Annotated in this window: 20 protein-coding genes and 4 tRNA genes; 9 read left to right on the top strand and 15 right to left on the bottom strand. The window is 41.7% G+C overall.

The features are described from left to right. Positions 1 to 22 precede the first annotated feature (22 nt). The 14 genes from ATS74_RS14885 to ATS74_RS14820 form a co-directional block, all read right to left on the bottom strand. Positions 23 to 98 (bottom strand) — tRNA-Lys (locus tag ATS74_RS14885). Between the two features lie 81 nt (positions 99 to 179). Beyond that, positions 180 to 255 (bottom strand) — tRNA-Lys (locus ATS74_RS14880). Between the two features lie 70 nt (positions 256 to 325). Continuing rightward, a tRNA-Lys gene (locus ATS74_RS14875) sits at positions 326 to 401 on the bottom strand. Between the two features lie 226 nt (positions 402 to 627). Further along, positions 628 to 1,377 carry a tol-pal system protein YbgF gene (gene ybgF, locus ATS74_RS14870; protein ID WP_058549657.1) on the bottom strand — a complete coding sequence of 250 codons (750 nt, stop codon included), beginning with the start codon at positions 1,375 to 1,377 and terminating at the stop codon, positions 628 to 630. 13 nt (positions 1,378 to 1,390) lie between these two features. After that, positions 1,391 to 1,933, bottom strand: a complete 543-nt coding sequence (gene pal, locus ATS74_RS14865) for a peptidoglycan-associated lipoprotein Pal (protein WP_058549656.1) — start codon at positions 1,931 to 1,933, stop codon at positions 1,391 to 1,393. Positions 1,934 to 1,967: 34 nt separating this feature from the next. After that, positions 1,968 to 3,326 carry a Tol-Pal system beta propeller repeat protein TolB gene (tolB, locus tag ATS74_RS14860; protein WP_058549655.1) on the bottom strand — a complete coding sequence of 453 codons (1,359 nt, stop codon included), beginning with the start codon at positions 3,324 to 3,326 and terminating at the stop codon, positions 1,968 to 1,970. A gap of 9 nt (positions 3,327 to 3,335) precedes the next feature. Continuing rightward, positions 3,336 to 4,262, bottom strand: coding sequence for a cell envelope integrity protein TolA (gene tolA, locus ATS74_RS14855; protein WP_058549654.1), 927 nt, complete (start codon positions 4,260 to 4,262; stop codon positions 3,336 to 3,338). Positions 4,263 to 4,266: 4 nt separating this feature from the next. Beyond that, entirely contained in the window at positions 4,267 to 4,698 is a 432-nt protein-coding gene (gene tolR / locus ATS74_RS14850; RefSeq protein WP_004587274.1) for a protein TolR, read from the bottom strand. Further along, a complete protein-coding gene (gene tolQ / locus ATS74_RS14845) occupies positions 4,685 to 5,389 on the bottom strand; it encodes a protein TolQ (protein ID WP_058549653.1) in 705 nt (234 codons plus the stop codon). The genes tolR and tolQ overlap by 14 nt, the downstream gene beginning before the upstream one ends. Positions 5,390 to 6,470: 1,081 nt before the next feature. Further along, positions 6,471 to 7,478, bottom strand: a complete 1,008-nt coding sequence (ruvB, locus tag ATS74_RS14840) for a Holliday junction branch migration DNA helicase RuvB (protein WP_058549652.1) — start codon at positions 7,476 to 7,478, stop codon at positions 6,471 to 6,473. 7 nt (positions 7,479 to 7,485) lie between these two features. After that, on the bottom strand, positions 7,486 to 8,103 hold the full coding sequence (gene ruvA, locus ATS74_RS14835) for a Holliday junction branch migration protein RuvA (RefSeq protein WP_058549651.1): 618 nt from the start codon (positions 8,101 to 8,103) through the stop codon (positions 7,486 to 7,488). A 2-nt stretch (positions 8,104 to 8,105) separates the two neighbouring features. Next, positions 8,106 to 8,630: a crossover junction endodeoxyribonuclease RuvC gene (gene ruvC, locus ATS74_RS14830; RefSeq protein WP_058549799.1), complete on the bottom strand. Its 525-nt coding sequence runs from the start codon at positions 8,628 to 8,630 to the stop codon at positions 8,106 to 8,108. A gap of 133 nt (positions 8,631 to 8,763) precedes the next feature. Continuing rightward, entirely contained in the window at positions 8,764 to 11,265 is a 2,502-nt protein-coding gene (locus ATS74_RS14825; protein WP_058549650.1) for an ABC transporter permease, read from the bottom strand. After that, entirely contained in the window at positions 11,255 to 11,968 is a 714-nt protein-coding gene (locus ATS74_RS14820) for an ABC transporter ATP-binding protein (RefSeq protein WP_058549649.1), read from the bottom strand. The genes ATS74_RS14825 and ATS74_RS14820 overlap by 11 nt, the downstream gene beginning before the upstream one ends. Here ATS74_RS14820 and ATS74_RS14815 point away from each other — a divergent pair, their 5' ends adjacent. Further along, positions 11,969 to 12,592: an arylesterase gene (locus ATS74_RS14815; protein ID WP_058549648.1), complete on the top strand. Its 624-nt coding sequence runs from the start codon at positions 11,969 to 11,971 to the stop codon at positions 12,590 to 12,592. It abuts the gene before it with no gap. Between the two features lie 110 nt (positions 12,593 to 12,702). After that, positions 12,703 to 12,779: transfer RNA gene (locus ATS74_RS14810), tRNA-Pro, on the top strand. Positions 12,780 to 13,780: 1,001 nt separating this feature from the next. Here the strand turns inward: ATS74_RS14810 and cadR are convergent. Continuing rightward, positions 13,781 to 14,170: a Cd(II)/Pb(II)-responsive transcriptional regulator gene (gene cadR / locus ATS74_RS14805; RefSeq protein WP_058549647.1), complete on the bottom strand. Its 390-nt coding sequence runs from the start codon at positions 14,168 to 14,170 to the stop codon at positions 13,781 to 13,783. Between the two features lie 81 nt (positions 14,171 to 14,251). Here cadR and ATS74_RS14800 point away from each other — a divergent pair, with 81 nt between their 5' ends. The 7 genes from ATS74_RS14800 to ATS74_RS14770 all read left to right on the top strand — a co-directional run bounded on the left by ATS74_RS14800 (position 14,252) and on the right by ATS74_RS14770 (position 22,099). Further along, the gene (locus ATS74_RS14800) at positions 14,252 to 14,887 is read left to right on the top strand and encodes a cation transporter (protein ID WP_058549646.1); all 636 of its coding nucleotides are present in this window, start codon (positions 14,252 to 14,254) and stop codon (positions 14,885 to 14,887) included. After that, positions 14,884 to 15,243, top strand: coding sequence for a DUF3703 domain-containing protein (locus ATS74_RS14795; RefSeq protein WP_058549645.1), 360 nt, complete (start codon positions 14,884 to 14,886; stop codon positions 15,241 to 15,243). Before ATS74_RS14800 ends, ATS74_RS14795 begins: the two co-directional genes overlap by 4 nt. Continuing rightward, positions 15,236 to 16,120 (top strand): cation diffusion facilitator family transporter, encoded by an 885-nt coding sequence (locus ATS74_RS14790; RefSeq protein ID WP_058549644.1) that lies wholly within the window; start codon positions 15,236 to 15,238, stop codon positions 16,118 to 16,120. The genes ATS74_RS14795 and ATS74_RS14790 overlap by 8 nt, the downstream gene beginning before the upstream one ends. A gap of 87 nt (positions 16,121 to 16,207) precedes the next feature. Further along, positions 16,208 to 16,603: a hypothetical protein gene (locus ATS74_RS14785; RefSeq protein WP_058549643.1), complete on the top strand. Its 396-nt coding sequence runs from the start codon at positions 16,208 to 16,210 to the stop codon at positions 16,601 to 16,603. A 71-nt stretch (positions 16,604 to 16,674) separates the two neighbouring features. Next, positions 16,675 to 17,997, top strand: a complete 1,323-nt coding sequence (locus tag ATS74_RS14780; protein ID WP_180270423.1) for a TolC family protein — start codon at positions 16,675 to 16,677, stop codon at positions 17,995 to 17,997. After that, on the top strand, positions 17,994 to 18,932 hold the full coding sequence (locus ATS74_RS14775; RefSeq protein ID WP_058549642.1) for an efflux RND transporter periplasmic adaptor subunit: 939 nt from the start codon (positions 17,994 to 17,996) through the stop codon (positions 18,930 to 18,932). Before ATS74_RS14780 ends, ATS74_RS14775 begins: the two co-directional genes overlap by 4 nt. Positions 18,933 to 18,985: 53 nt before the next feature. Further along, positions 18,986 to 22,099 carry an efflux RND transporter permease subunit gene (locus ATS74_RS14770; protein ID WP_058549641.1) on the top strand — a complete coding sequence of 1,038 codons (3,114 nt, stop codon included), beginning with the start codon at positions 18,986 to 18,988 and terminating at the stop codon, positions 22,097 to 22,099. The last annotated feature ends 101 nt before the right edge of the window (positions 22,100 to 22,200 follow it).

Genomic DNA, 22,200 nt, shown 5'->3' with positions numbered 1-22,200 from the left:
CTGTATTCATCAGAATAAAGAATGGTGGGTTATGATGGATTCGAACCATCGACCAATTGATTAAAAGTCAACTGCTCTACCAACTGAGCTAATAACCCGCTCTATGCACTTATTCTATAAAGAATGAAGCTACGTAAATCCGCCGATTGAAACCATCATTTATTCAAAAAGAATAAAAATGGTGGGTCATGATGGATTCGAACCATCGACCAATTGATTAAAAGTCAACTGCTCTACCAACTGAGCTAATGACCCGCTCTGACGCTGCATTTATAGCAACTTGGTACTGTACGTAAATCCGCCGATAAAAGACCATTTAAAAAAATGGTGGGTTATGATGGATTCGAACCATCGACCAATTGATTAAAAGTCAACTGCTCTACCAACTGAGCTAATAACCCGCTCTTTTTGCCGCATTTCGAGTGGGGTAACCATTCGTTTGCTGCGGGCGCTTATAATACTTATTTATAAAATGAGTGCAACCGAAATTGTCTCTTTTTTTAAGTTTTTATGCCTAGATGCACAAAATTAAAGCGTTTGTGCTCAAACTACATGCAAATACAAGATTCACCGAGAGTTTCCATGTAGTTTGCTGGCCTAAATAGGCAATTTAATCGTTAGTGAACTTTAGTTCCCTAAACGATCAGTTGCTAGCTTTGCAGCAGTTGTACTTGGGTACTGATTGATAAGATCACTCAGTATTTTTTGTGCCTCAGCCGTTAAACCTTGATCTTGTAAAAGTGAGCCTAACTTTAACATTGCATCTGGGCGTTTATTTGAATTTGGAAATTCATTTACTACCACTTTAAAATGCTCGCTTGCTTTTACACCTTCATTTTTAATTGTTAGTAATTGGCCTAACCAGTAATGCGCGTTAGACGCATAAACCGAATTTGGGTAGGTCGTTAAAAACGTTTGAAATTCAGGGATCGCTTGATCATAGCGCTTATCTTTCATTATTAACGCAACAGCACGCTCGTAAGCTTCGTTTTCAGATAAATCGTTACTGTAGGTCTGTGCATCACTTGGCTGCGTGTAGTCGGTTGTAGGCGCTGCAGTAGGCTGTGTATAAGCTTGGCTTACACGGTTTTCAATTTCTTGATACAACTCACGCTGGCGCTGCAATACTTTTTCAAGTTTATAGCTTTGCTCTTCTGTTACACCACGAATTTGACTTACTTCGTCTTGTAGCAAATTAAGCTGTTGTTGTAACTCTAACTGTAATAAGTTGCGCGACTGCATCATGTTTTCAAGCGATGCTAGGCGTTTCTCAATACTCGATTGTGAACTTGCAGCTTCTGAAACAGGAGCGGGAGCAGCCATTAACTGGGTGCTCCCGCTCAATATCATGGCTGCCAAAATAATTTTCGGCTTCATAATATCTCTTATCTTAGTAAACTAGTACCGCACGGCGGTTTTTAGCGAAAGCTGATTCAGTGCGAGACTTAACCATTGGCTTCTCTTCACCGTAGCTTACTACTGACATTTGGCTAGCTGAAACACCTAAACTTTGTAGGTATTTTTCAACTGCTTGGCCACGGTGCTCACCTAGTGCAATGTTGTACTCAGGTGTACCGCGCTCATCAGCGTGACCTTCGATTAATACTTTAACTGAAGGGTTTTGAACTAAAAACTCAGCGTGTGCGCGAAGTAATTCTGCGTACTTGCCCTCAACAGTGGCTTTATCAAAATCAAAGTAGATTACTTGCTCTTGACGTAGTGCTTCGTACTTTTGACGAAGTTGCTCTTCTGCTTGTTGCTCAGGAGAGATTGTAGCTACTTCAACAGTATCGTTGTTTGTTGATTGCTCAACAACACCTTGATTTGATTGATTTGCAGCGCCTTCGTCGATATCTGAAGATGAGCTACAAGCTGCTAGTGTCATTACTGGCACAGCAATTAGCAGGCCTTTAAGTATTTTGTTAAGTTGCATTGAGTAGATTCCTATTTTGAGTAAACCAGTAATATTACTGTAAATATGGCGACCAAGCTGGCGCCTTTACTTGTCCGTCTAGCACAGGTAAGCGTGCTTTAAAGCGGCCGTCCATCGATACCAGCGCGAGTACCTGTTTATTATTATGAAGCGTGCTATAAATAATCATCGAACCGTTTGGCGCTATGCTCGGTGATTCATCTAGGCGTGTTCTTGTTAATACTTGAAACGCACCTGTAGCCAGCTCTTTCTTAGCAAGATGGTACTGCCCGTTGGTACGGTTAACCATCACTAATTCTTTACCGTCCGGTGTTATAGAACCTGCAAGGTTCATGTCACCGTCAAAGGTCAATCGATTTGACCTACCAGTTTTTAAATTTAACTTATAAATCTGGGCATTACCACCCCTTTCAGATGTAAACACAATATCTTGACCATTTGGATACCAAGATGGTTCAGTATCTATACTACGATGACGTGTAAGGCGTGTTTCTTTACGCGTAGCCAAGTCAAGTAAATAAACTTCGGTTGCACCTGTTTTATCTTTAGAAAGTACTAATAATAACTTTTTACCATCTGGCGAAAACTGCGGCGCACCATTAATACCACGGTAACTTGCAATAATTTCGCGCTTACCTGTGTATATATCTTGAATATAAATTTGGCTTTGACGGTTTTCAAACGTTACATAAGCTAATTTAGTGCCATCTGGTGACCAAGCTGGCGACATCAACGGCTCTTTTGAACGCAGTAATACTTGTTCGTTAAAACCGTCGTAATCAGCAACCACAAGCTGATAAGGCTTAGAGTCTTCATCACGTACTATCACATAAGCAATTTTAGTTAAAAAGGCACCTTTTTCGCCAGTTAGCTTTTCGTAAATCACGTCACTTATACGGTGTGAGTATCGACGAAAACCGTTTTCACCAATCACACTCTCACGCGCTTCTAATATATGGTCTTGGCTTTTAATTAATTTACCGTTACTCATCATTTGTGTATTACCGCCAGTAATTTGGCCGCGTATTACATCTACTAATTCATAACGTACTAAGTAGCGCCCATCAGTTTGCTGCTCTACTTCACCTACTAATATAGCCTCTACACCTTTATTAACCCACGAGGCGTAATCAATTTCGCCATCTTTATTTGGTTGCTGAGGCATTTGCGCCACATCAACTGGCTTAAATTTACCACTGCGCATTAAATCGGCAGCAATAACATTGCTTAACTTTTCAGGAATTGGGCCAACACCTTGGTATTTAAAAGGCACAATCGCAATGGGTCTTGCACCATCTACACCTTCTGTTATTACAATTTCAAGCGCGGCATTAGCAACACCTACAAACCCAAACAGTAAAACTAAACAGGCTATTTTTATTTTGTTGAACATATCATTCCTTTAAAATTCTGGCTTGATTGTTAAATTAATATTCTTAAGTTGTTCGAATACGTCTTTATCTTTAGATACCGGTAATGTGTCGGCCATGCGCACGGCTCTCAATGCAGCTTCACACACTAACTTATCGCCGCCTAACGATTTAACTTGCGTTACTAAACCATTAAAGCCTAAACGAATATTTACACGGCACTGTTGGTTTTTCATTTTTTCATCAATAAGTAAGTTTTGCTGTATACGCGCCATAATTAAAGCACGGTATTTATCAACTTCACTTACTACTTGCTGTTGACGTATTTTACTACGGGCCGCCTGCTCTTTGGCAAGTTGCTCTTGTAACATTTGCTCTTGCAATGCTTGCTGACGCTTACGCTCTGCTTCTTTAGCGCGTTCTTTTGCTTCGGCTTCACGTTTTTTACGCTCTGCTTCTGCTTTTTTAAGTGCCTCTTCTTCAGCTTTGCGTTTGTCGGCTGCGGCTTTAGCTGCAGTTTCAGCTTCTTGCTTTTGCTTTTCAGCTTGTTTAGCTTTAGCACGCTCTTTTTGCTCAATTGCACGTGCTTTTTTAGCTTCAGCCTCAGCTTGGGCTTTTTCTTTCTCTTTCGCCTTACGCTGTTGCTCTAATTTTTTAATATTACGCGCTTCGGTTTCACGTTGCTTTCGTGCATTAGCCGCTCGACGTTCTAAATCGCGAATACGTTTATCTTCTGCACTTTTTTTAGCATCTTCTTTCTTTTGAAGTTCAGCAATCTTTTGCTCAACTTGCTTTTGATCAACCGTTACTGCCGATACTGCTTTTTCAGGCGTTGGAATAGCCGAATTAAGTGTAACTTCCATTACTTTTGGCGCAGGTGGATGAATGTTTGCAGTTGCCCACAAAAAACCACCCAACCCCAAATGTAAAAGTACTGACTTGATTATAGAACTATTCATGTTACTACTGTGTCCCCTCAAAGGATTCCGTCATTAAACCCACAGATGGTACGCCAGCATTCTTTAAAAAGTCCATTAATAACAATACTTCTTGGTACGATACCTTACCTGAGCCTTTAATCATTACCGGCACATCAGGATTTTTCATTAGTTGTAACTTAATAACGGCAGCTACATCTAATGCTTCCATTGGCTCTTCAGGATCGGTGCCTATACTTACATAGTACTTACCCGCTGAATCAATTGACGCAATAATTGGTGGCGTGTCTTTAGTATCTACTAAATCCGACTCTTCCATTTTTGGTAAATCTACTTTCACACCATGAGTAATAAGGGGTGCTGTAGCCATAAATATTATTAGCAATACCAACATTACATCAATGTAAGGTACTACATTAATTTCTGCGACCGGACGGCGCTTTTTACGCTGATACATTCGCTTGAGCCTCTATTTGGGTAGCTGCTTGACGGTGTAAAATATTTGCAAACTCTTCCATAAAGTTAATGTAATGAGATTCTAGTTTTTCAACTTTATTAGAAAAGCGGTTGTATGCAATAACTGCCGGAATAGCCGCAAATAAACCCATTGCAGTTGCAATCAATGCTTCAGCAATACCTGGTGCTACCATTTGTAATGTTGCTTGTTTAACTTCGCCTAGTGCAATAAAGGCATTCATAATACCCCATACAGTACCAAATAAGCCTATATATGGACTAATAGAGCCAACAGTTGCTAAAAACGATAAACTTGATTCTATTTTTTCAATCTCGCGAGATAGCGCAACGCGCATTGAGCGGTGCGTACCTTCCATAACAATGCCTGCGCTTTGAAATGTATTCTTTTTATGGCGTGCAAACTCTTTAAAGCCTGCCGTAAATAGCGCTTCAATACCATGAGATTGACCACTACGCGACGAAATTTCGTTGTACAGTTTGCTTAGGTCAATACCTGACCAAAATTTTTGTTCAAACTTTTTAGCATTAGCTAACGCATCTGATATCGCTTTTTTGCGCTGAAAAATAATCGCCCACGACATAACCGACATGGCAACTAGCCCTAACATCACTAACTGAACAAGCAAACTGGCTTCTAGAATTAGATCTAAAAAATTAAGCCCTGATCCCACGTTAAACTCCTAAATAATTTCAAAATACGGCAAATTGGTTCATTTGTGTAAATACGACCGTCTACGCGGTCAAAAGTTGCATCTAGTGTATCTAGTCCATTTCAAGCTGACAACGATATTGCTATGAATAAGCAACAAAAAACGTTAAAAATCATCTTTATTATGCTTTTGTATCTTTATTAGGTTTTTATAAAACCCAGTTTGTTATTTTAATGCGGTTAAAATGCTTAAATATATGCCTTAAACGTCATAAAATGCACCGTTTATTCAATTTTAGCGCATAAACACTCAAAACCACTTTTGAGCAACCTAATCGTAATAGTAAAACTAATACTGAGCTAGAATGAAAAATATTACTTAAGTTATAATTTTCATCCACTTATAAAATTAACGATTAATTAACGCACAAATTTAAAACAACGATAAAACTCATAGCATTAGTTTTTTTAATCTGAAAATGCAAATTTTCTAGTTTGAATAAAAAAGCAATCTTACGTATTATTCTCCCATACCGAGCTGACGCACTAAATGAAAGATTTTTCGTTAAGTCGAGTTCTTAGTAATAGGATATTTTATCGTATTACATTGTTTTACTCTTTTTGGATAAAACCAACATTAAGTAAAACGTAGTTCCCCTGGATTACTTCCTTCAACTTGTTGTTTGCCCGCATTATATGCGGGCTTTTTTTTGCCTAAATTTTACGACCAATTTGGCATGTACTCATTGTAAACAGCACAATTTGTAGTTACTCAATATGGATTTTCCATATCGATTAAACGTTTATACCAAAAAAATTAAGCTATCCCTTGCGAGATAAAAATGCGCTGATAACAAGCTAAAAGTTTTAACACTGTTAGCCTAAGTTTAATCTCTTAAATTGATAAAGTATTAATGCTGATTGGTATTAATGGTACGCAGCATAGCCACGCCAGTCTTAACGTTAAGTGAATTACAAACTGATTTTAATTTTTTGATTACATTTGCAACAAAGTGGATGAAAGCTGAGTAAGTTTATAAAGAATTTACAAATAAGAAGGGATGCAGCCCGCTACATTTACTATAGCAGGCTACTAAATTAATTTAATCTTGTTTTGGGAGTAAACCAAAATGATGATAAGCATTGTCAGACACAATTCGCCCGCGTGGAGTACGCTGAATAAAGCCTTGCTGAATTAAAAAAGGCTCTATGACATCTTCAATGGTTTCTTTTTCTTCACCGATGGCGGCTGCTAAGTTATCAAGCCCAACGGGCCCACCCATAAACTTCTCTATAATGGCGAGTAAGTATTTACGGTCCATGTAATCAAAGCCGCTTTTATCAACGTCAATCATATCAAGCGCTTGCTCAGCAACACTTGCATTTACTGTCCCGTCTGACTTTACTTGTGTGTAGTCGCGTACGCGGCGAAGTAAACGGTTGGCAATACGTGGCGTACCACGCGAGCGCTTTGCAATTTCAGTTGCGCCGTCGTCGCACATTTCTAAATCGAGGTAATGTGCTGAGCGCCCTACAATATGTGATAAGTCGGCTACTGAGTAAAATTCTAGACGCTGCACAATGCCAAAGCGGTCTCTAAGCGGTGACGTTAGCGATCCTGCTCGCGTAGTCGCACCAATAAGCGTAAATGCAGGTAAATCTAATTTAATAGAACGCGCAGCTGGGCCTTCACCTATCATAATATCAAGTTGGTAATCTTCCATTGCAGGGTAAAGTATTTCTTCAACTTGTGGGCTTAGCCTGTGTATTTCATCAATAAACAGTACATCGCCCTCTTCAAGGTTGGTAAGTAACGCAGCTAAGTCGCCGGCTTTTTCAAGTACAGGGCCTGAGGTTGTTTTAATGCTTACGTTAAGTTCATTAGCAACAATGTTAGCAAGCGTGGTTTTACCTAAGCCAGGCGGGCCAAATATTAATAAATGATCGAGCGCTTCGCCTCGGCTACGAGCAGCTTCTATAAATATTTCCATTTGCTGCTTAACATGTGGCTGACCTCGGTAGTCGGCTAACAGTTTTGGCCTTATTGCACGATCGATGGTGTCTTCGTTAGTTTTTTCTGTCGCGTCAATTAAGCGATCCGCTTCAATCATGGGTTACTCACAACATTGATTTTAAAGATTCTTTAATAAGAACCTCAGTAGACATATCTGGTTTACTAACCGATTTTACTGCTTTTTGCGCTTGTGGCAATTTATAACCAAGTGCAACCAATGCTGATACCGCATCATCGGCGGCATTATTAGCAATTGTGGCATCGCTCATAGGCTCAATAACGGCACTGTCGCTAAATGGTGTAAATAAATCATTGCCCCAATCTTTTAATCGGTCTTTCATCTCAAGTACTAGGCGCTCAGCTGTTTTTTTACCAACACCAGGTAGCTTAACTAAAGAAGTAGCATCTTCGTTATTTACACAGCTCACAAATTGCTTAGCCGACATGCCCGATAATATAGCTAACCCGAGTTTAGGCCCTACTCCGTTAGCTTTTAATAGCTCTCTGAATAGTGCACGTTCCGTTTTATTATTAAATCCAAATAATAACTGTGCATCTTCGCGCACTACAAAATGAGTATAAACAATCGCATTTTCGCCAATGTTTGGTAAGTCATAAAAGCAGGTCATTGGCATTTGAACTTCGTAACCTACACCGCTTACTTCTAATAAAATTTCGGGTGGTTGTTTTTCGACTAAAATGCCATTTAAGCGGCCAATCATAATTATTTCCTTAAACGTCCTCTAACGGTTTTGCTTGCGCTACCCGCTAGTTTAATTAAATTTTGTTCTGAGTGAGCATGGCAAATAGCAATAGCAAGTGCATCGGCTGCATCAGCCTGAGGCGTACCTGGTAATTTTAAAATATTTTTTACCATATGTTGTACTTGCGATTTATCGGCGCCGCCGTTACCCACCACGGCTTGTTTAATTTGCCTTGCTGAATATTCAAATACCGGTAAATCAGCCATAGAAGCACCTACAATAGCGGCTCCTCGCGCTTGGCCTAGTTTTAAAGCCGAATCGGGATTGTGTGCCATAAATACTTTTTCGATGGCGAAAGTTTCTGGCGAAAATTGCTCAATTAATTGCGTGATCCCTTGGTAAATCATTTTAAGCCTGATAGGAAAAGGATGATCGGCCAATTTTATGCAGCCACTGCCTAAGTAAGTAAACTTAGCGCCCTGATGCGCCACAACACCATAACCGGTTAATCGTGAGCCAGGATCTATCCCTAAAATAATAGCCAAAAAGGGCTCCATTATTGTTATTTTTTAATTATGCTAATAATGCCAGAGCACTGTATAAATTACCAGTAACAAGTAAAAACAAAAACAAAAACGCCCACAAATTAAGTGGGCGTTTAGTGTTTCAAAGTATAGCTTACGCTAATGCGCGAACTAACCCTTGAGTATTTTGTTTAAGTTTACGGGCAATCATAAAGTAGCCAAGCGCGGCCACAAATACACCACCCGATACAGGCCCTATAAGCCAAATAGCGGGGTGTAATTTACCTGCTAGGTCAAACATTTGCTGCTGCACAATTAAAAGCGCTACATCACTAAATAGTGCCGCAACAAAACCCGCTAAAGCACCCAATAATAAAAACTCATATAACGTCGCATTTTTAATTAAACGTCCTTTAGCACCCAGCGTTCGCAAAATTACAATTTCTTGCATACGCTCACCTAGACTTGCCTGTACTTGCGATATAAGCACTAGCGCACCACACAGTACAACTATGGCAAGTACAAACCCAATAGCTAACGACACTTGCTGAATAGTTGATTGAATTTGTTTAACAAAGTTATCAACATCAATTGCGGTTATTGTTGGGTAAGTACGTAATAGCTGGCTAAAGTCTCGTTTTTGCTCAGGCTCTATACGCACCGATGAAATATAAGTCGCCGGAAAGTCTTTAAGTACGTCGGGGCTTAAAATTATAAAAAAGTTAGGTTTTAGCGTCGCCCAATTTACTTTGCGGACACTGGTAATTTTAGCGTCAAACGACTGCGCACCAATTAAAAACGTTAAGGTGTCGCCTATTTCAACGTCTAAACGTTCTAACATTGACTCCTCAACCGATGCTTCACCTACTGCACCTTCGCCAAACCACTGCCCTTCTATAATTTCGTTTTGCGCTGGTACGTCTTCAAGCCACGTTAGGTTTAGCTCACGGCCAATACCCGAGCGAGCTTCTTCGTCTTTTTTCTCGTTGTCTTGCAGCGATATTTTACGTGCAACCAACTCGCCATTTACCGCATTTACACGCCCACGAATGGTTGGGTAAAAGTCTGACACCTGAATATCATTTTGCGCTAAATATTCATTTACTGGCTCAAGCTCATTTTGAGTAATATTCACTAAAAAGGCATTAGGCGCATCAGCTGGAAGCTGTGATTGCCAATCAGAAATCATGTCGTTTTTAAGTACAATTAAAAACAACAATAATTTAATCGCTAACGAAAAACTAATAAGCTGCACAGCATTTACGTTTGCACGCTTTTGAATAGACGCAATAGCCAAAGACCAGCTGTTACCCGGTTTTAAACCCAGTTTACGCCCACCGCCAAATATAAGTTTAGACAGTAAAAATAATACACCAATAAGCGCTAAAGTAGACACAAATAAAATAAGGGTAATTTTTATATTGTTACTAAAAAGCCACATTAATAAAAAAACCGTTAGCGCACTCATACCTAAATGCATTCGGCTTACTGCTAACTGATCACCTAAATTACGGCGCAGTACTCTAAGCGGCGGAATATCAAATAAATCAAATAACGGCTTAATAGAAAACATAACTGCACATATTACGCCTGTGCTTATAGCGATTAACCACGGTTTAAACCCACCTAAAGGCAGCTCCATTCCCATACTCTTTGATAAATAGCTTGTTGCAATTTCTTGTAAGCCGTAACCAATTAATAAACCGATAGACACTGCCATTGCACACACTAAAAGCAAATGCAGCATGTATATTTTACGTATAGTTGAACGGCTTCCTCCTAGCGTTTTCATCATCGCTACGGGGTCGTACTGGCGCTCACAATACCGTTTTGCTGATACTGCAATTGCCACTGCGGCTAAAATAATACCCAGTAAACTGGCTAATAATAAAAAACTCTCTGCGCGGTTTAAGCTATTTGAAATTGGCGATTGGCGGTCTTTAACACCGTACCACTGCTGGTTTTCAGCCATTTGCGGCTTTAACCATTCGTAAAAGCTATTTATATCGGCTTCATCACCAGCGTAAAGCTGGCGGTAATAAACACGGCTACCAGGCTGAATAACCTCTGTTTTTGGCACATCAGCAATGTTTATTAATACACGACGACTACTCGAAAACACATTGAATGGCGCATCAGGCTCTTCAACAATTACTTTTTCAACATTAAATAGGGCTGCCCCTAGCTCTACTTGTGCGCCTATATCAATATTTAAGCTATAAAAAACTGACTCACTTAACCACACATTGCCAGGTGCAGGCCCACCCTGGGCAATAACGGTTTCACCCATTAGGCTGTCTTTAACTTTTAGTTGCCCTTTTAACGGGTATTCGTTTGAAGCCGCTTTTACTGAGCTAAACTGCATTTCGTCGTTTGCAAAAAGCATGGTATCAAAATAAACCATTTGTGCTGTTTGCAGGTTTTGCTCTTTTGCTTTAGTAATAAAAGCAGTATCGAGTGTATGAGCACTTGCAAGTACACGGTCGGCGGCTATAAACGCACTACTTTTTTGTGCAATACTTTGTGCTATTCGCTCAGTAACCATAGAAAGCGTAAGCACTGTTAATACAGCAAGCGCAATTGCTGCGCTTATAACAGTAAGCTCGCCACGTCTAAACTCTCGCGCAAATAATTTAAGCGCTAACTTAGCCCACATTTGCAGTATCCTCAGCTTCACTTTTAACAAGTAATCCGGCTTCTATTTGAATAATATGTTCACACTTTTGTGCAAGTGCTTCATCGTGCGTTACTAAAATAAGTGTAGTGCCGTGCTGAGTGTTTAAATCAAATAAAAGTGATTCAATCATTTTGCCGTTTTTACTATCTAAATTAGCCGAAGGCTCATCAGCAAAAAGAATTTTAGGTGTGCCAATGAATGCTCGCGCAATTGCTACACGCTGCTGCTCACCACCAGATAGCTGCGACGGATAATGATCAACACGGTGGCTAAGCCCTACTTTTTCAAGTAACGCAAGCGCTTGCTCTTTTGCATCGCTTTCGCCTGCAAGCTCTGCCGGCAGCATAACGTTTTCAAGCGCGGTTAAACTTTGCACCAACATAAAAGATTGAAAAACAAAGCCCACTTTTTCCGCTCTAAGTGCTGCGCGCTGCTCTTCGTCTAAATTATGAAGCGGTGCACCGTCTAAAAATATTTCACCGCTGCTTGCTGTATCAAGCCCGGCTAATAAACTAAGCAACGTAGATTTACCAGAACCCGACGTACCAACAACCGCAACCGACTCGCCATGCTTGACATTAAAGCTGATGTCGCTGAGGATGGGCAGCTCGCCTTCAAAGGTAGAGACCACTTTAGACAAACCATTTACTTGAATTATATTTAATTGAGAAAGCGCTGACATATGACTCATTCAATCCTACGTTTTGTATTCATTTTATTTTTAGTTACCAAGCCACTGAGCGCAGCAGCCGACAACACGATTTTAATACTCGGTGACAGTTTAAGCGCAGCCTACGGACTTAAACAAGAACAAGGCTGGGTCAAATTGTTACAAGATAAATACGATGCAGAGCAAAGTAATATCGAATTAATAAATGCCAGTATTAGTGGCGAAACTTCCGGTGGAGCTCTGCGCCGCCTCGATGCTTTACTTGAGCAATACGAGCCTACTCATGTACTTATAGAGCTTGGTGCTAACGACGGCTTACGTGGTTTTCCGGTTAATAAAATGCAAGCTAACTTAACTTCGCTTATCGAAAAAAGCCAAGCTGCCAATGCGATGACCGCCTTAATGGAAATTTACATTCCCCCAAATTACGGTCCACGCTACAGTAAAATGTTCACCGACAGTTTTACACAAGTAAGTGAAAATACAAACGCTTACCTTATGGATTTTTTTGTATTAAATATTGCAGGACAAAGCGATTTAATGCAAAACGACGGATTACACCCTAACAAAAAAGCGCAGCCGTTAATACGTGATGAGATGTATGAGTCGATCAAACAATGGTTAAATAAAGACTAATAACTAACCTTGCGCAATTGCGGCTACACGCTCTTTTGCGCAATAAACACGCAAACAAACAAACACTTATTGATTTTTAAAAAAATATACGTACTATTGCAAACAACGTTCGGTATGTGGCGCAGCTTGGTAGCGCACTGTCATGGGGTGGCAGGGGTCGAGAGTTCGAATCTCTCCATACCGACCATTTAAATTCTATTTGTTTCAACTTGTTATAAATTAAACTCTCTTCTTTATCGCACTATTAACTTAGCATTTTTAAATATATGTCGCACATTTATCGCACGATACTTCCCTTAAATTATTTTATACTTTTAAGGTATAAAAGGGGGGGATATATAGGAAGACAGCTAATGGCACTCTACTGAACAAGTTTTTATTCTTCTTTTGAATTGTATTTTAAAGCTCAAAGTACAATAGAAAACAATTATGCAAACCAACGAAAAACAAAACCGCTTCACACTTACTCTTTGACGAAATTATTTGTGCAATTGTATTTGGCTCAATTCCCTGCCTTTTAGTCTTACTCTTTTCAGGCGTAGAAGGCCCGGTTAGCTTTTTCTAAGGGATTACGCCACCAGACCATCTGATATACTATTTTAATTTACTAACTCTTTTGCATAGTGTTGTTTGGGCTATTTCTAAATACAGTTTGTCTTTACCCGATTCTAGTAGAACATTTAAATACAGATTACATACACCTTCATACCAAATTGGTTTTAACCTAGTAGGTCTGTATCGAGCTGTAGCAGGTTCACTCCCTTTCATTGCAATACCTCTATTAATTTATGATTCGACTAGAGGTAGCATCCTTAAAGCTATATTTATGCTTTTACTTTCAATTGCTAGTTTACTAGCCGCCTACTGGCTAACATATTGGCAGCAAAAGACCGTACCAAGAATTAAAGAGTTTTGATTTATACTTCAGCCAACGAAAAGTTTGAAACTTAAGGCAACAACTAACTTGAAAAACGCCGGACACCTGTGAATTGGAAATTAAAAGAAAATAGGCAGCTTTGAGCGATCAACGGACATTCGACCTACCTCAGTCGAACGACTGCTTAGCCCAAAAATGCGAACATAGCTATTTATTGTGTATTGGTTACTTTATCTAATATCAATTAGCGAACCATGTACAATTATGAAACCTTAGGCAAACGTAAACTACAAGACTTGTAGATATAAGTATCACTCTTCAAGCAACTGCAATACCCCACATTCTTTAACTTTTCTATCATCTGTGCATGCCGAGGCCATCTCAGATAGGGTAGCCTTTAGCTCCTCAAGCTCTGCAATGCGATGCGTGACGTCAACCATATGTTGATGGATCAAATTGTTCACACTAGAACAACTTTTATCGGGATTATTTTTTGTATCCAACAGCTGTTTAATTTCTATTATGGTCAAATCTAATGAGCGACATTGTTTAATGAATCGCAGTGCTCTCAACGATGATGCGTCGTAAATTCTGTAGTTGCCTTCACTGCGATTGCAAGCCTCAAACAAATCCTGTTTTTCATAAAAACGGATCGTCTGAATAGAACACCCACTTTTTTTTGATAGCTCACCTATTTTCATAAACGTGCCTTTGTGTTGTTGACTCTATACTAGGTATAGACTTTACACTGTACCTATAGTTTTGGGAATAAGAGTTGAACAATGAGTGGTTGCGGCTGTGAAGTGGAAATCAAAGATGCCTCACAAAAACGGGTTCTGTATTGGCTGCTCGGCATCAATGCGACGATGTTTTTCGTTGAGATGACCGTGGGTATTTTGGCTGACTCTACTGCTTTAATAGCAGACTCTATGGACATGCTAGCGGATGCAGTTGTATACGGCATAGGTATTTATGCTGTGGGCAAATCTATACTTCACAAAGCCAAAGCTGCGAAAATCAGTGGTTACTTTCAGCTATTGCTGGGCGTAATTATTCTTATTGATATTACCAGAAGGTTATTCTTGGGCAGTGAGCCTATCTCATCACTAATGATAGGAATGGGGTTCATTGCACTAATTGCAAACGTCGTTTGCTTGGTGATCATTCGTAATCATAAAAACGACGAAGTACATATGCGAGCCAGCTGGATTTTTTCGGCCAACGATGTCATCGCCAACATGGGTGTCATTATCGCCGGAGTTTTAGTGGTATGGCTTGATAGCAGAGTACCGGATTTGGTTATCGGCTGTATTGTGTCGATTGTCGTGCTGCGCGGAGCGTGGATGATCCTCAAAGGGGCCAAGCAGGAAGTACTTAATAGCGAAGTACAGAAAGGTAAAGCGGGTGATCCACTATGACATACAACAAAGCGGTTAAGCCACATATCGATTCCAAATTAACAGATTACTCAGATGCAATGTCTAACAATAATGAGAGGCAGGCATTTGCAGCGCTGGAGGATGCGCATGTAATTGGTCAGCACTCTACTTATTATCATTGTTTAATTCATTGTAAAATGCTGCGACACGGTCTTCTAAACAAAGATTGGAGAGCCGTTTTTGGACAAGTAATAAGAATAGTTGGTGCTGCAACCAAAACAGCTATCGGCCTTGTACCTAAAGGGAATACAGGTGGCACTGACATCAGCCCCTTTAAGCGACTGCCAATCAGTGCTGAAAATCAAGCGATATTGGACAAAATCAACCATGCATAATCATAACCACAGTCACAGTGATAACAGCGCATCAAAACGTATTGGCTGGGCATTTTTCTTGAATGTCGTGTTCACTATCATTGAATTTATCGGCGGGTGGCTGACAAACAGCACGGCTATTATGGCCGACGCAGTGCATGATTTGGGCGATAGTTTATCCATTGGCACCGCTTGGGGCTTAAATAAACTCAGTGATAAACAAGCAACCAATACATTTTCCTATGGCTATAAACGCTTTTCACTTCTTGGTGCATTGATTAACGGGTTAGTGTTAACGACTGGCTCAATATGGATCTTATTCGAAGCTATCCCAAGGCTTTCTGCACCCGAAATGCCGCAAGTCGAAGGCATGATACTCCTGTCAATTTTTGGCATCGCCGTTAATGGATTTGCTGCGTATAAACTTAGCGAAGGGAATTCCTTAAACGAACGTATCTTAAACTGGCATTTACTTGAAGATGTATTGGGTTGGGTGGCAGTGCTGATCGTATCGATTGTGCTGATGTTTAAGCCATGGCCAATTTTAGATCCTATCTTATCCATTGGCTTCACGTTATTCATTTTATTCAATGTAGTTAGAAATCTAAAAGAAACCTTATTGTTATTCCTGCAAGCCACGCCCGATGCTAAGCAGATGGAGGAAGTGCGTAAAGTACTCATGTCATTTGATGATGTGGCGGATATACATCATTTTCATATCTGGTCTTTGGACGGTGAACATAGCGTCATGACGGCACATGTGGAGTTGAAACAAGATGTTTCGGTTTCTCAATTGAGAACACTTAAAGACGAACTTCGCCAAGGTCTTGATGAGTTTGATTTTGTGCACACTACCATTGAAATTGAATTTGCCAATGAAGATTGTCGTGATGAGTAATGTAATGATTGAAATACTTTGTTTCGGTTGGTCGATTGGTCTTAGTTCGATTACCTGTTAATATGAAAAAGATGAGAGTAGATAGATATGTTTAGTGTAAGGGTGACAAGTTACCTGCTGATTTCGCTGATTTTGTTTCAGTCGTTTTCTGCTGTCGCCAAGTCCTTGGATTTTCATGCTATCGACTCGCAACATCTAAGCGAAATACATGAACATCAGGCGGGAGATAACACCGCTTCTGTGAAGACGCATGCTCAACTGCAATCTAACGAACAACTTGATACTGATAACGCCCCCGTAGATATTTCTCACAATCCTGCTGATTGCCACCATTGTGGTCACTGTCATGGAACCCATGCCCAATGGCTTGGAAATAACACCGCAATTGAACTGGCTTCGGTTGCCACCCATCACGGTTTCTATTACTTATCAAAAGTAATAGATGCACCTGTCACGCAATTACTACGCCCACCTAAAGCATAACCCTGAACTAATCAAACACCGTTCGCCAACTGCTTGGCGATATATATTTTTGATAATTTAGGAATAAAACAATGATGCATATTTCATTGAGTCGCCCTATGCGTTTGCACGCTTGGGTGGTTTCCACGATGCTTGTTCTTTTGACAACACACACCGTGGTAGTAGCACAAACAAACAGTATCACCAATCGCGAAATGACCTTGCAAAGCGCCATACAGCGAACATTAGCGAATTCGCCCGAATTGCATGAGTTCACATACAAGCAACAAGCAATTGAGGGAGAAATTAAAACTGCTTCTCTCAAACCAGCCCTCAACGTAGGCATTGAAGTGGAAAACTTCTTAGGAACAGGCGAGGTATCGGGCATTAAGGACACCGAGCTGACTCTCACATTGTCGTCGGTCATTGAATTGGGCAATAAACTCAATTCACGTAAGGCGTTTGCTAAGGCGCAATCCACCTTAGTCGAAGCGCAAAAACAAGTGCACACCTTGGATGTACTGGCTGAAGTGACACGTCGTTACATCGATGTATTGGCGCAACAAGCGTTAATTGACGCGCAAAAAGATGCAGAAACACTTGCTCGATATACCTATCAAGCAGTCACAAAACGGGTGGATGCAGGTGCTTCCCCTGCATTTGAACAGAAACGCGCTGAAGCGGCTTTAGCAAGAGCTAGACTGGATGTGGTGACGGCACAGCAAACTAAGCAAGCCATGATAAATAGTCTGGCTATTCTGTGGGGGGAAAAAGATCCCTCTTTTACTGATGTGGAGGGTGACTTATTTGCGCTGCAATCGTCTCCTTCGTTAACCGCGCTTTTCACCACTCTATTGGACAGTCCCAATCTTGAGGTCTATACGCAAGGTTCGAGATTGCAGGCTTCCCAAGTCCGCCTTACTCAAGCAGCTAATCAATCGGATTTAAGCTGGACGGCCGGTATCAGGCGCATGAATGGCATAGATGAAACAGCCTTTGTAGCAGGCGTGAGTATGCCTCTGTTTGCCGGTGACCGAAATCTTGGCGAGTACGAAAAACAGCGAGCAATTCAGGCACAGCTGGAACAACAAAAAGAGTCAGCGACGCAAAGCCTATACCATCAGCTAAATATGGCCTTGATGGTCAGAAACAATGCGCTGCTCAATGTACAGACACTGCAAAACTCTATTATCCCACCCTTAGTTCAAGCGCTGGAATTAGTAGAACAAGCCTATATCAACGGTCGATTCAGCTACCTTGAATGGGTGAGTACACGTCAAGAACTACTCAATGCCAAACAAGCCTTAATTCAATCAGCGAAGCAAGCTCATCAGCGTGGTGCCGATATCGAATCACTGACTGCACAGCCTCTTGTGGATACGATCAACACCTCTTTTTCGAGAAAAACAAAATGAACAAAAATATATTAATTAAGAAGCAAAACACGCTGTTAGTTTTCATTGTTTGCAGTGCGTTGGGATTTTTTTCAAGCACCACAATACAAGCATCAGAAGGCGAGCATGGTAAAGAGGAAGCCCATAAGGATGAACGCGTATTCATGGCAGATAGCATGGCGCAAAAAATGGGCGTAATGACGCAAAGTGTGCAAACGGGTAGTCTCAATATTACCACCACTGTTTACGGAAATATAGTGACCGACCCTGCTTCACTGAGTCATGTGCGTGCACGATTCGACGGTATGGTGACTAAGGTCAATGCAAACTTAGGTAACAAGGTAAAAAAAGGCGAGACACTGGCGGTAGTTGAATCCAACGAAAGCCTGAAAAGTTATCCCGTTGCCGCGCCGTTTTCAGGCACCGTGATTGCCAGACATGCCAATGAAGGCGAGTTATCTAATGGCCAAGTGTTATTTTCAATCGCAAACTATGATGACGTGTGGGCACAGCTTAAAGTCTTCCCACAACAGCTCTCTGATATTGCAGAGCAGCAAAGTGTTCAACTTAGTGTGGCAGGCTCATCGTTAGAAACCACTATCCAGCATATCTTACCCTCGCCAGATGAAAAACCGTATGTATTGGCGTATGCCAAAATAGCTAATACCTCAGGTCAGTGGCCGGTTGGCGCGGCTATCAAAGGGCTTGTCACAATCAACAAACTTGATGTCGCCATGATGGTTCCTAAAGCTTCGATTCAAGAGTTTGAAGGGGCTTCTGTCGTGTTTGTCAAAGAAGGTGATGAATACCGTCCCGTGCCCGTTACCTTAGGTCAACAAGATAACTACAATATTGAAGTGTTATCAGGTCTGCACATTGCAGATGTGATTGTCAGCCAGAACAGCTACCTGTTTAAAGCCGATTTAGAAAAGTCGGAGGCCGGTCATGACCACTAATAACTCAATGCTATTTACTTGGTCATGCGTCTCAGTTATTGGGGGACGAACATATGATTGAATCCATATTACGTTTATCCATAGAGCGACGAGGGATAATGCTGATGTTGATCTTCCTTGTGCTGGGCATGGGGATATTCAGTTATCAAAAATTACCTATCGATGCGGTACCCGATATCACTAACGTGCAAGTGCAAATCAATACACAAGCACCGGGCTATTCGCCTTTGGAAACCGAGCAGCGGATCACATTCGTAGTAGAAACAGCACTGGCGGGATTACCTGACCTGTCCTACACCCGCTCTTTATCACGCTACGGCCTGTCTCAGGTAACAGCGGTATTTGATGAAGGCACTGATCTGTATTTTGCGCGTAATCTCATCAATACGCGATTAGGCGCAATCAAAAGTCAGCTACCAGAAGGGTTAGAGCCTGAAATGGGACCTATCGCTACTGGGTTGGGCGAAATCTACATGTATACCTTGCGAGCCAAGCAAAATGCGATGCAAAAAAATGGTGAGCCTTACAATGCAATGGCGCTTCGCGAGATACATGACTGGATTGTAAAACCGCAGCTCGCACTGGTTAAGGGGATCACTGAAGTCAACGCCATTGGAGGCTATGTTAAGCAATACCATGTGAATCCTGAACCACAGCTTATGCTGAATTTTGACATTAGTCTAAGCGATATCCATCGTGCTCTGGAGCGAAACAACACCAATCAGGGGGCGGGGTTTGTTGAGCGAAATGGGCAACAAATACTGGTGCGCTCACAAGGTCAACTTCAAACACTTAGCGATATCGAAAATGTGGTAATAAAACGCATTAATACTGTCCCCGTTGCGGTGAAAGACATTGGCAGTGTGGCTATTGGTAAGGAGCTGAGAACTGGTGCGGCAACGCAGGAGGGTGAAGAGACCGTTTTAGGTACGGCAATGATGCTAGTCGGCGAAAACTCACGAGCCGTTGCTCAATCCGTTGCCAAAAAGGTGAAGGACATTCAATCCAGCTTACCTGATGGTATTGTCATTGAGCCAGTCTATGACCGTACCCTATTGGTCGATAAAGCTATCGAAACGGTTCAGAAGAATTTAGTAGAAGGTGCGTTATTAGTCATAGTGATCTTGTTCATATTGCTTGGCAATATTCGCGCCGCGCTCATCACTGCGGCAGTTATACCGCTGGCGATGTTGGCGACCATTACAGGGATGGTTAATACAGGTGTGTCTGCCAACCTAATGAGCCTTGGCGCATTGGACTTTGGATTAATTGTCGATGGTGCGGTGATCATCGTAGAGAACTGTATCAGGCGGTTATCCGAGTCTCAGAAACGCACAGGCACAGTCTTGCCACTTAAAGAGCGGCTAGAACTGGTTTTTCAAGCGACCAACGAAGTCATTCGTCCTAGCTTATTCGGTGTATTGATTATTACTGTCGTGTATATCCCGCTGTTCTCATTGACAGGCGTTGAGGGCAAGATGTTCCAACCAATGGCGGCAACGGTCATCATGGCGCTGATAGCAGCGATGCTGTTCTCCATTACCATTGTACCGGCGGCAGTCGCGATGTTTATGGCAGGTAAAGTCAGTGAGAAAGAAAGCTTCATTATTGTTGCAGCTAAATCCGCCTATCGTCCTATCATTAATCTTGCACTGAAATTACGCTGGATAGTGCTTTTCGGCTCAGTCGTGCTGGTAGTGGGCAGCTTATGGTTGGCAACGCGATTAGGCTCTGAGTTTGTTCCCCAGCTTGACGAAGGAGACATCGCACTGCACGCCATGCGAATACCGGGCACAGGTATTGAACAAGCCGTCGCAATGCAAAAAACACTTGAATCTACCTTGATGGAATACGAACAGGTACTCACAGTGTTTGCGAAAACCGGTACCGCAGAAGTAGCTACCGATGCGATGCCGCCCAACGTAACCGATACCTTTGTGATGCTAAAACCACGAGCGCAGTGGCCTGATCCTAACCTATCAAAAGCTGATTTCGTGGAAACCCTTGAGCGAGATTTACAAGCGGTGACAGGCAATAACTATGAGTTTACCCAACCTATCCAAATGCGTTTTAACGAGTTGATAAGTGGGGTAAGGGCTGACCTTGGTATAAAAGTCTTCGGAGATGATTTAACCACGCTGGTTGCTTCTGCAAACGACATCTTAACGGTTTTACAATCAATTGACGGCGTGGCGGATGCACGACTTGAACAGGTCGATGATATCCCTATCTTCACTATCAACCCTAAGCTAGTCGAGTTGGCACGTTATGGATTGGACGTGGCCGATTTGCAGGAGTGGTTGGCGTCAGCTATCGGTGGTAATACTGCTGGCTTAATTTTTGAGGGAGATAGACGCTTTGAGTTGCTTGTGCGATTTGGTGAAGGTATCCGCACAGATTTAGATGCCATTGGCAGCACTCCTATCATTACATCGGATGGGGAATTTGTGCCGTTATCAGAAGTCGCTACGCTGGGGTACTCGTCTGTTCCCAATCAAATCAGTCGAGAAAACGGTAAGCGCAGAGTCGTGGTTACCGCCAATGTCAGAGAGCGCGACTTGGGGAGTTTTGTTGACGAAGCCAAAATCAAAATAACCGAACAGGTAGCTCTACCAGCAGGCTACTGGCTGGATTATGGCGGCACGTTTGAACAGCTTGAAAGTGCCAGTCAGCGACTGTCTATCGTGGTGCCGGCCACGCTTTTCCTGATACTTGTGTTACTAGTGGTGGTGTTTGGCTCATTTCGTGATGCCTTGATCATCTTCACTGGTGTGCCTTTAGCCTTAACAGGAGGTGTTTTCGCACTCTGGATGCGTGACATGCCACTGTCTATATCTGCCGGAGTCGGGTTTATTGCGCTCTCTGGTATTGCGGTACTAAACGGCTTAGTGATGTTGTCATTTATTAAACAGCGAGTACTAGAAACAGGTGACTTGATTAACTCAATCGTTGATGGAGCTATCACAAGATTGCGTCCGGTTCTGATGACGGCACTGGTAGCAAGTTTAGGTTTCATCCCCATGGCACTGAATGTCGGGACTGGCGCTGAAGTGCAAAGACCGCTTGCAACGGTAGTGATTGGCGGGATCATCTCGTCCACCATCCTAACATTGGTCGTTTTGCCTATTTTATATCGGATGATGCACTCGAAATTAACTAAGGAGTGAATGTTGGGCACCGTATTGCAGAAAATACGGTGCTCTTCGTCTGGAAATTTAAAACAACTGAAAATGATTACTGAACTGTATATTCACCAATAAGAAGCTGA

This window comes from Pseudoalteromonas sp. H103, assembly GCF_001469205.1.
Lineage (GTDB): Bacteria > Pseudomonadota > Gammaproteobacteria > Enterobacterales > Alteromonadaceae > Pseudoalteromonas > Pseudoalteromonas carrageenovora.
The sequence above is the reverse complement of the archived record's forward strand: the minus strand, read 5'-3'. Positions and strand labels throughout refer to the sequence as shown.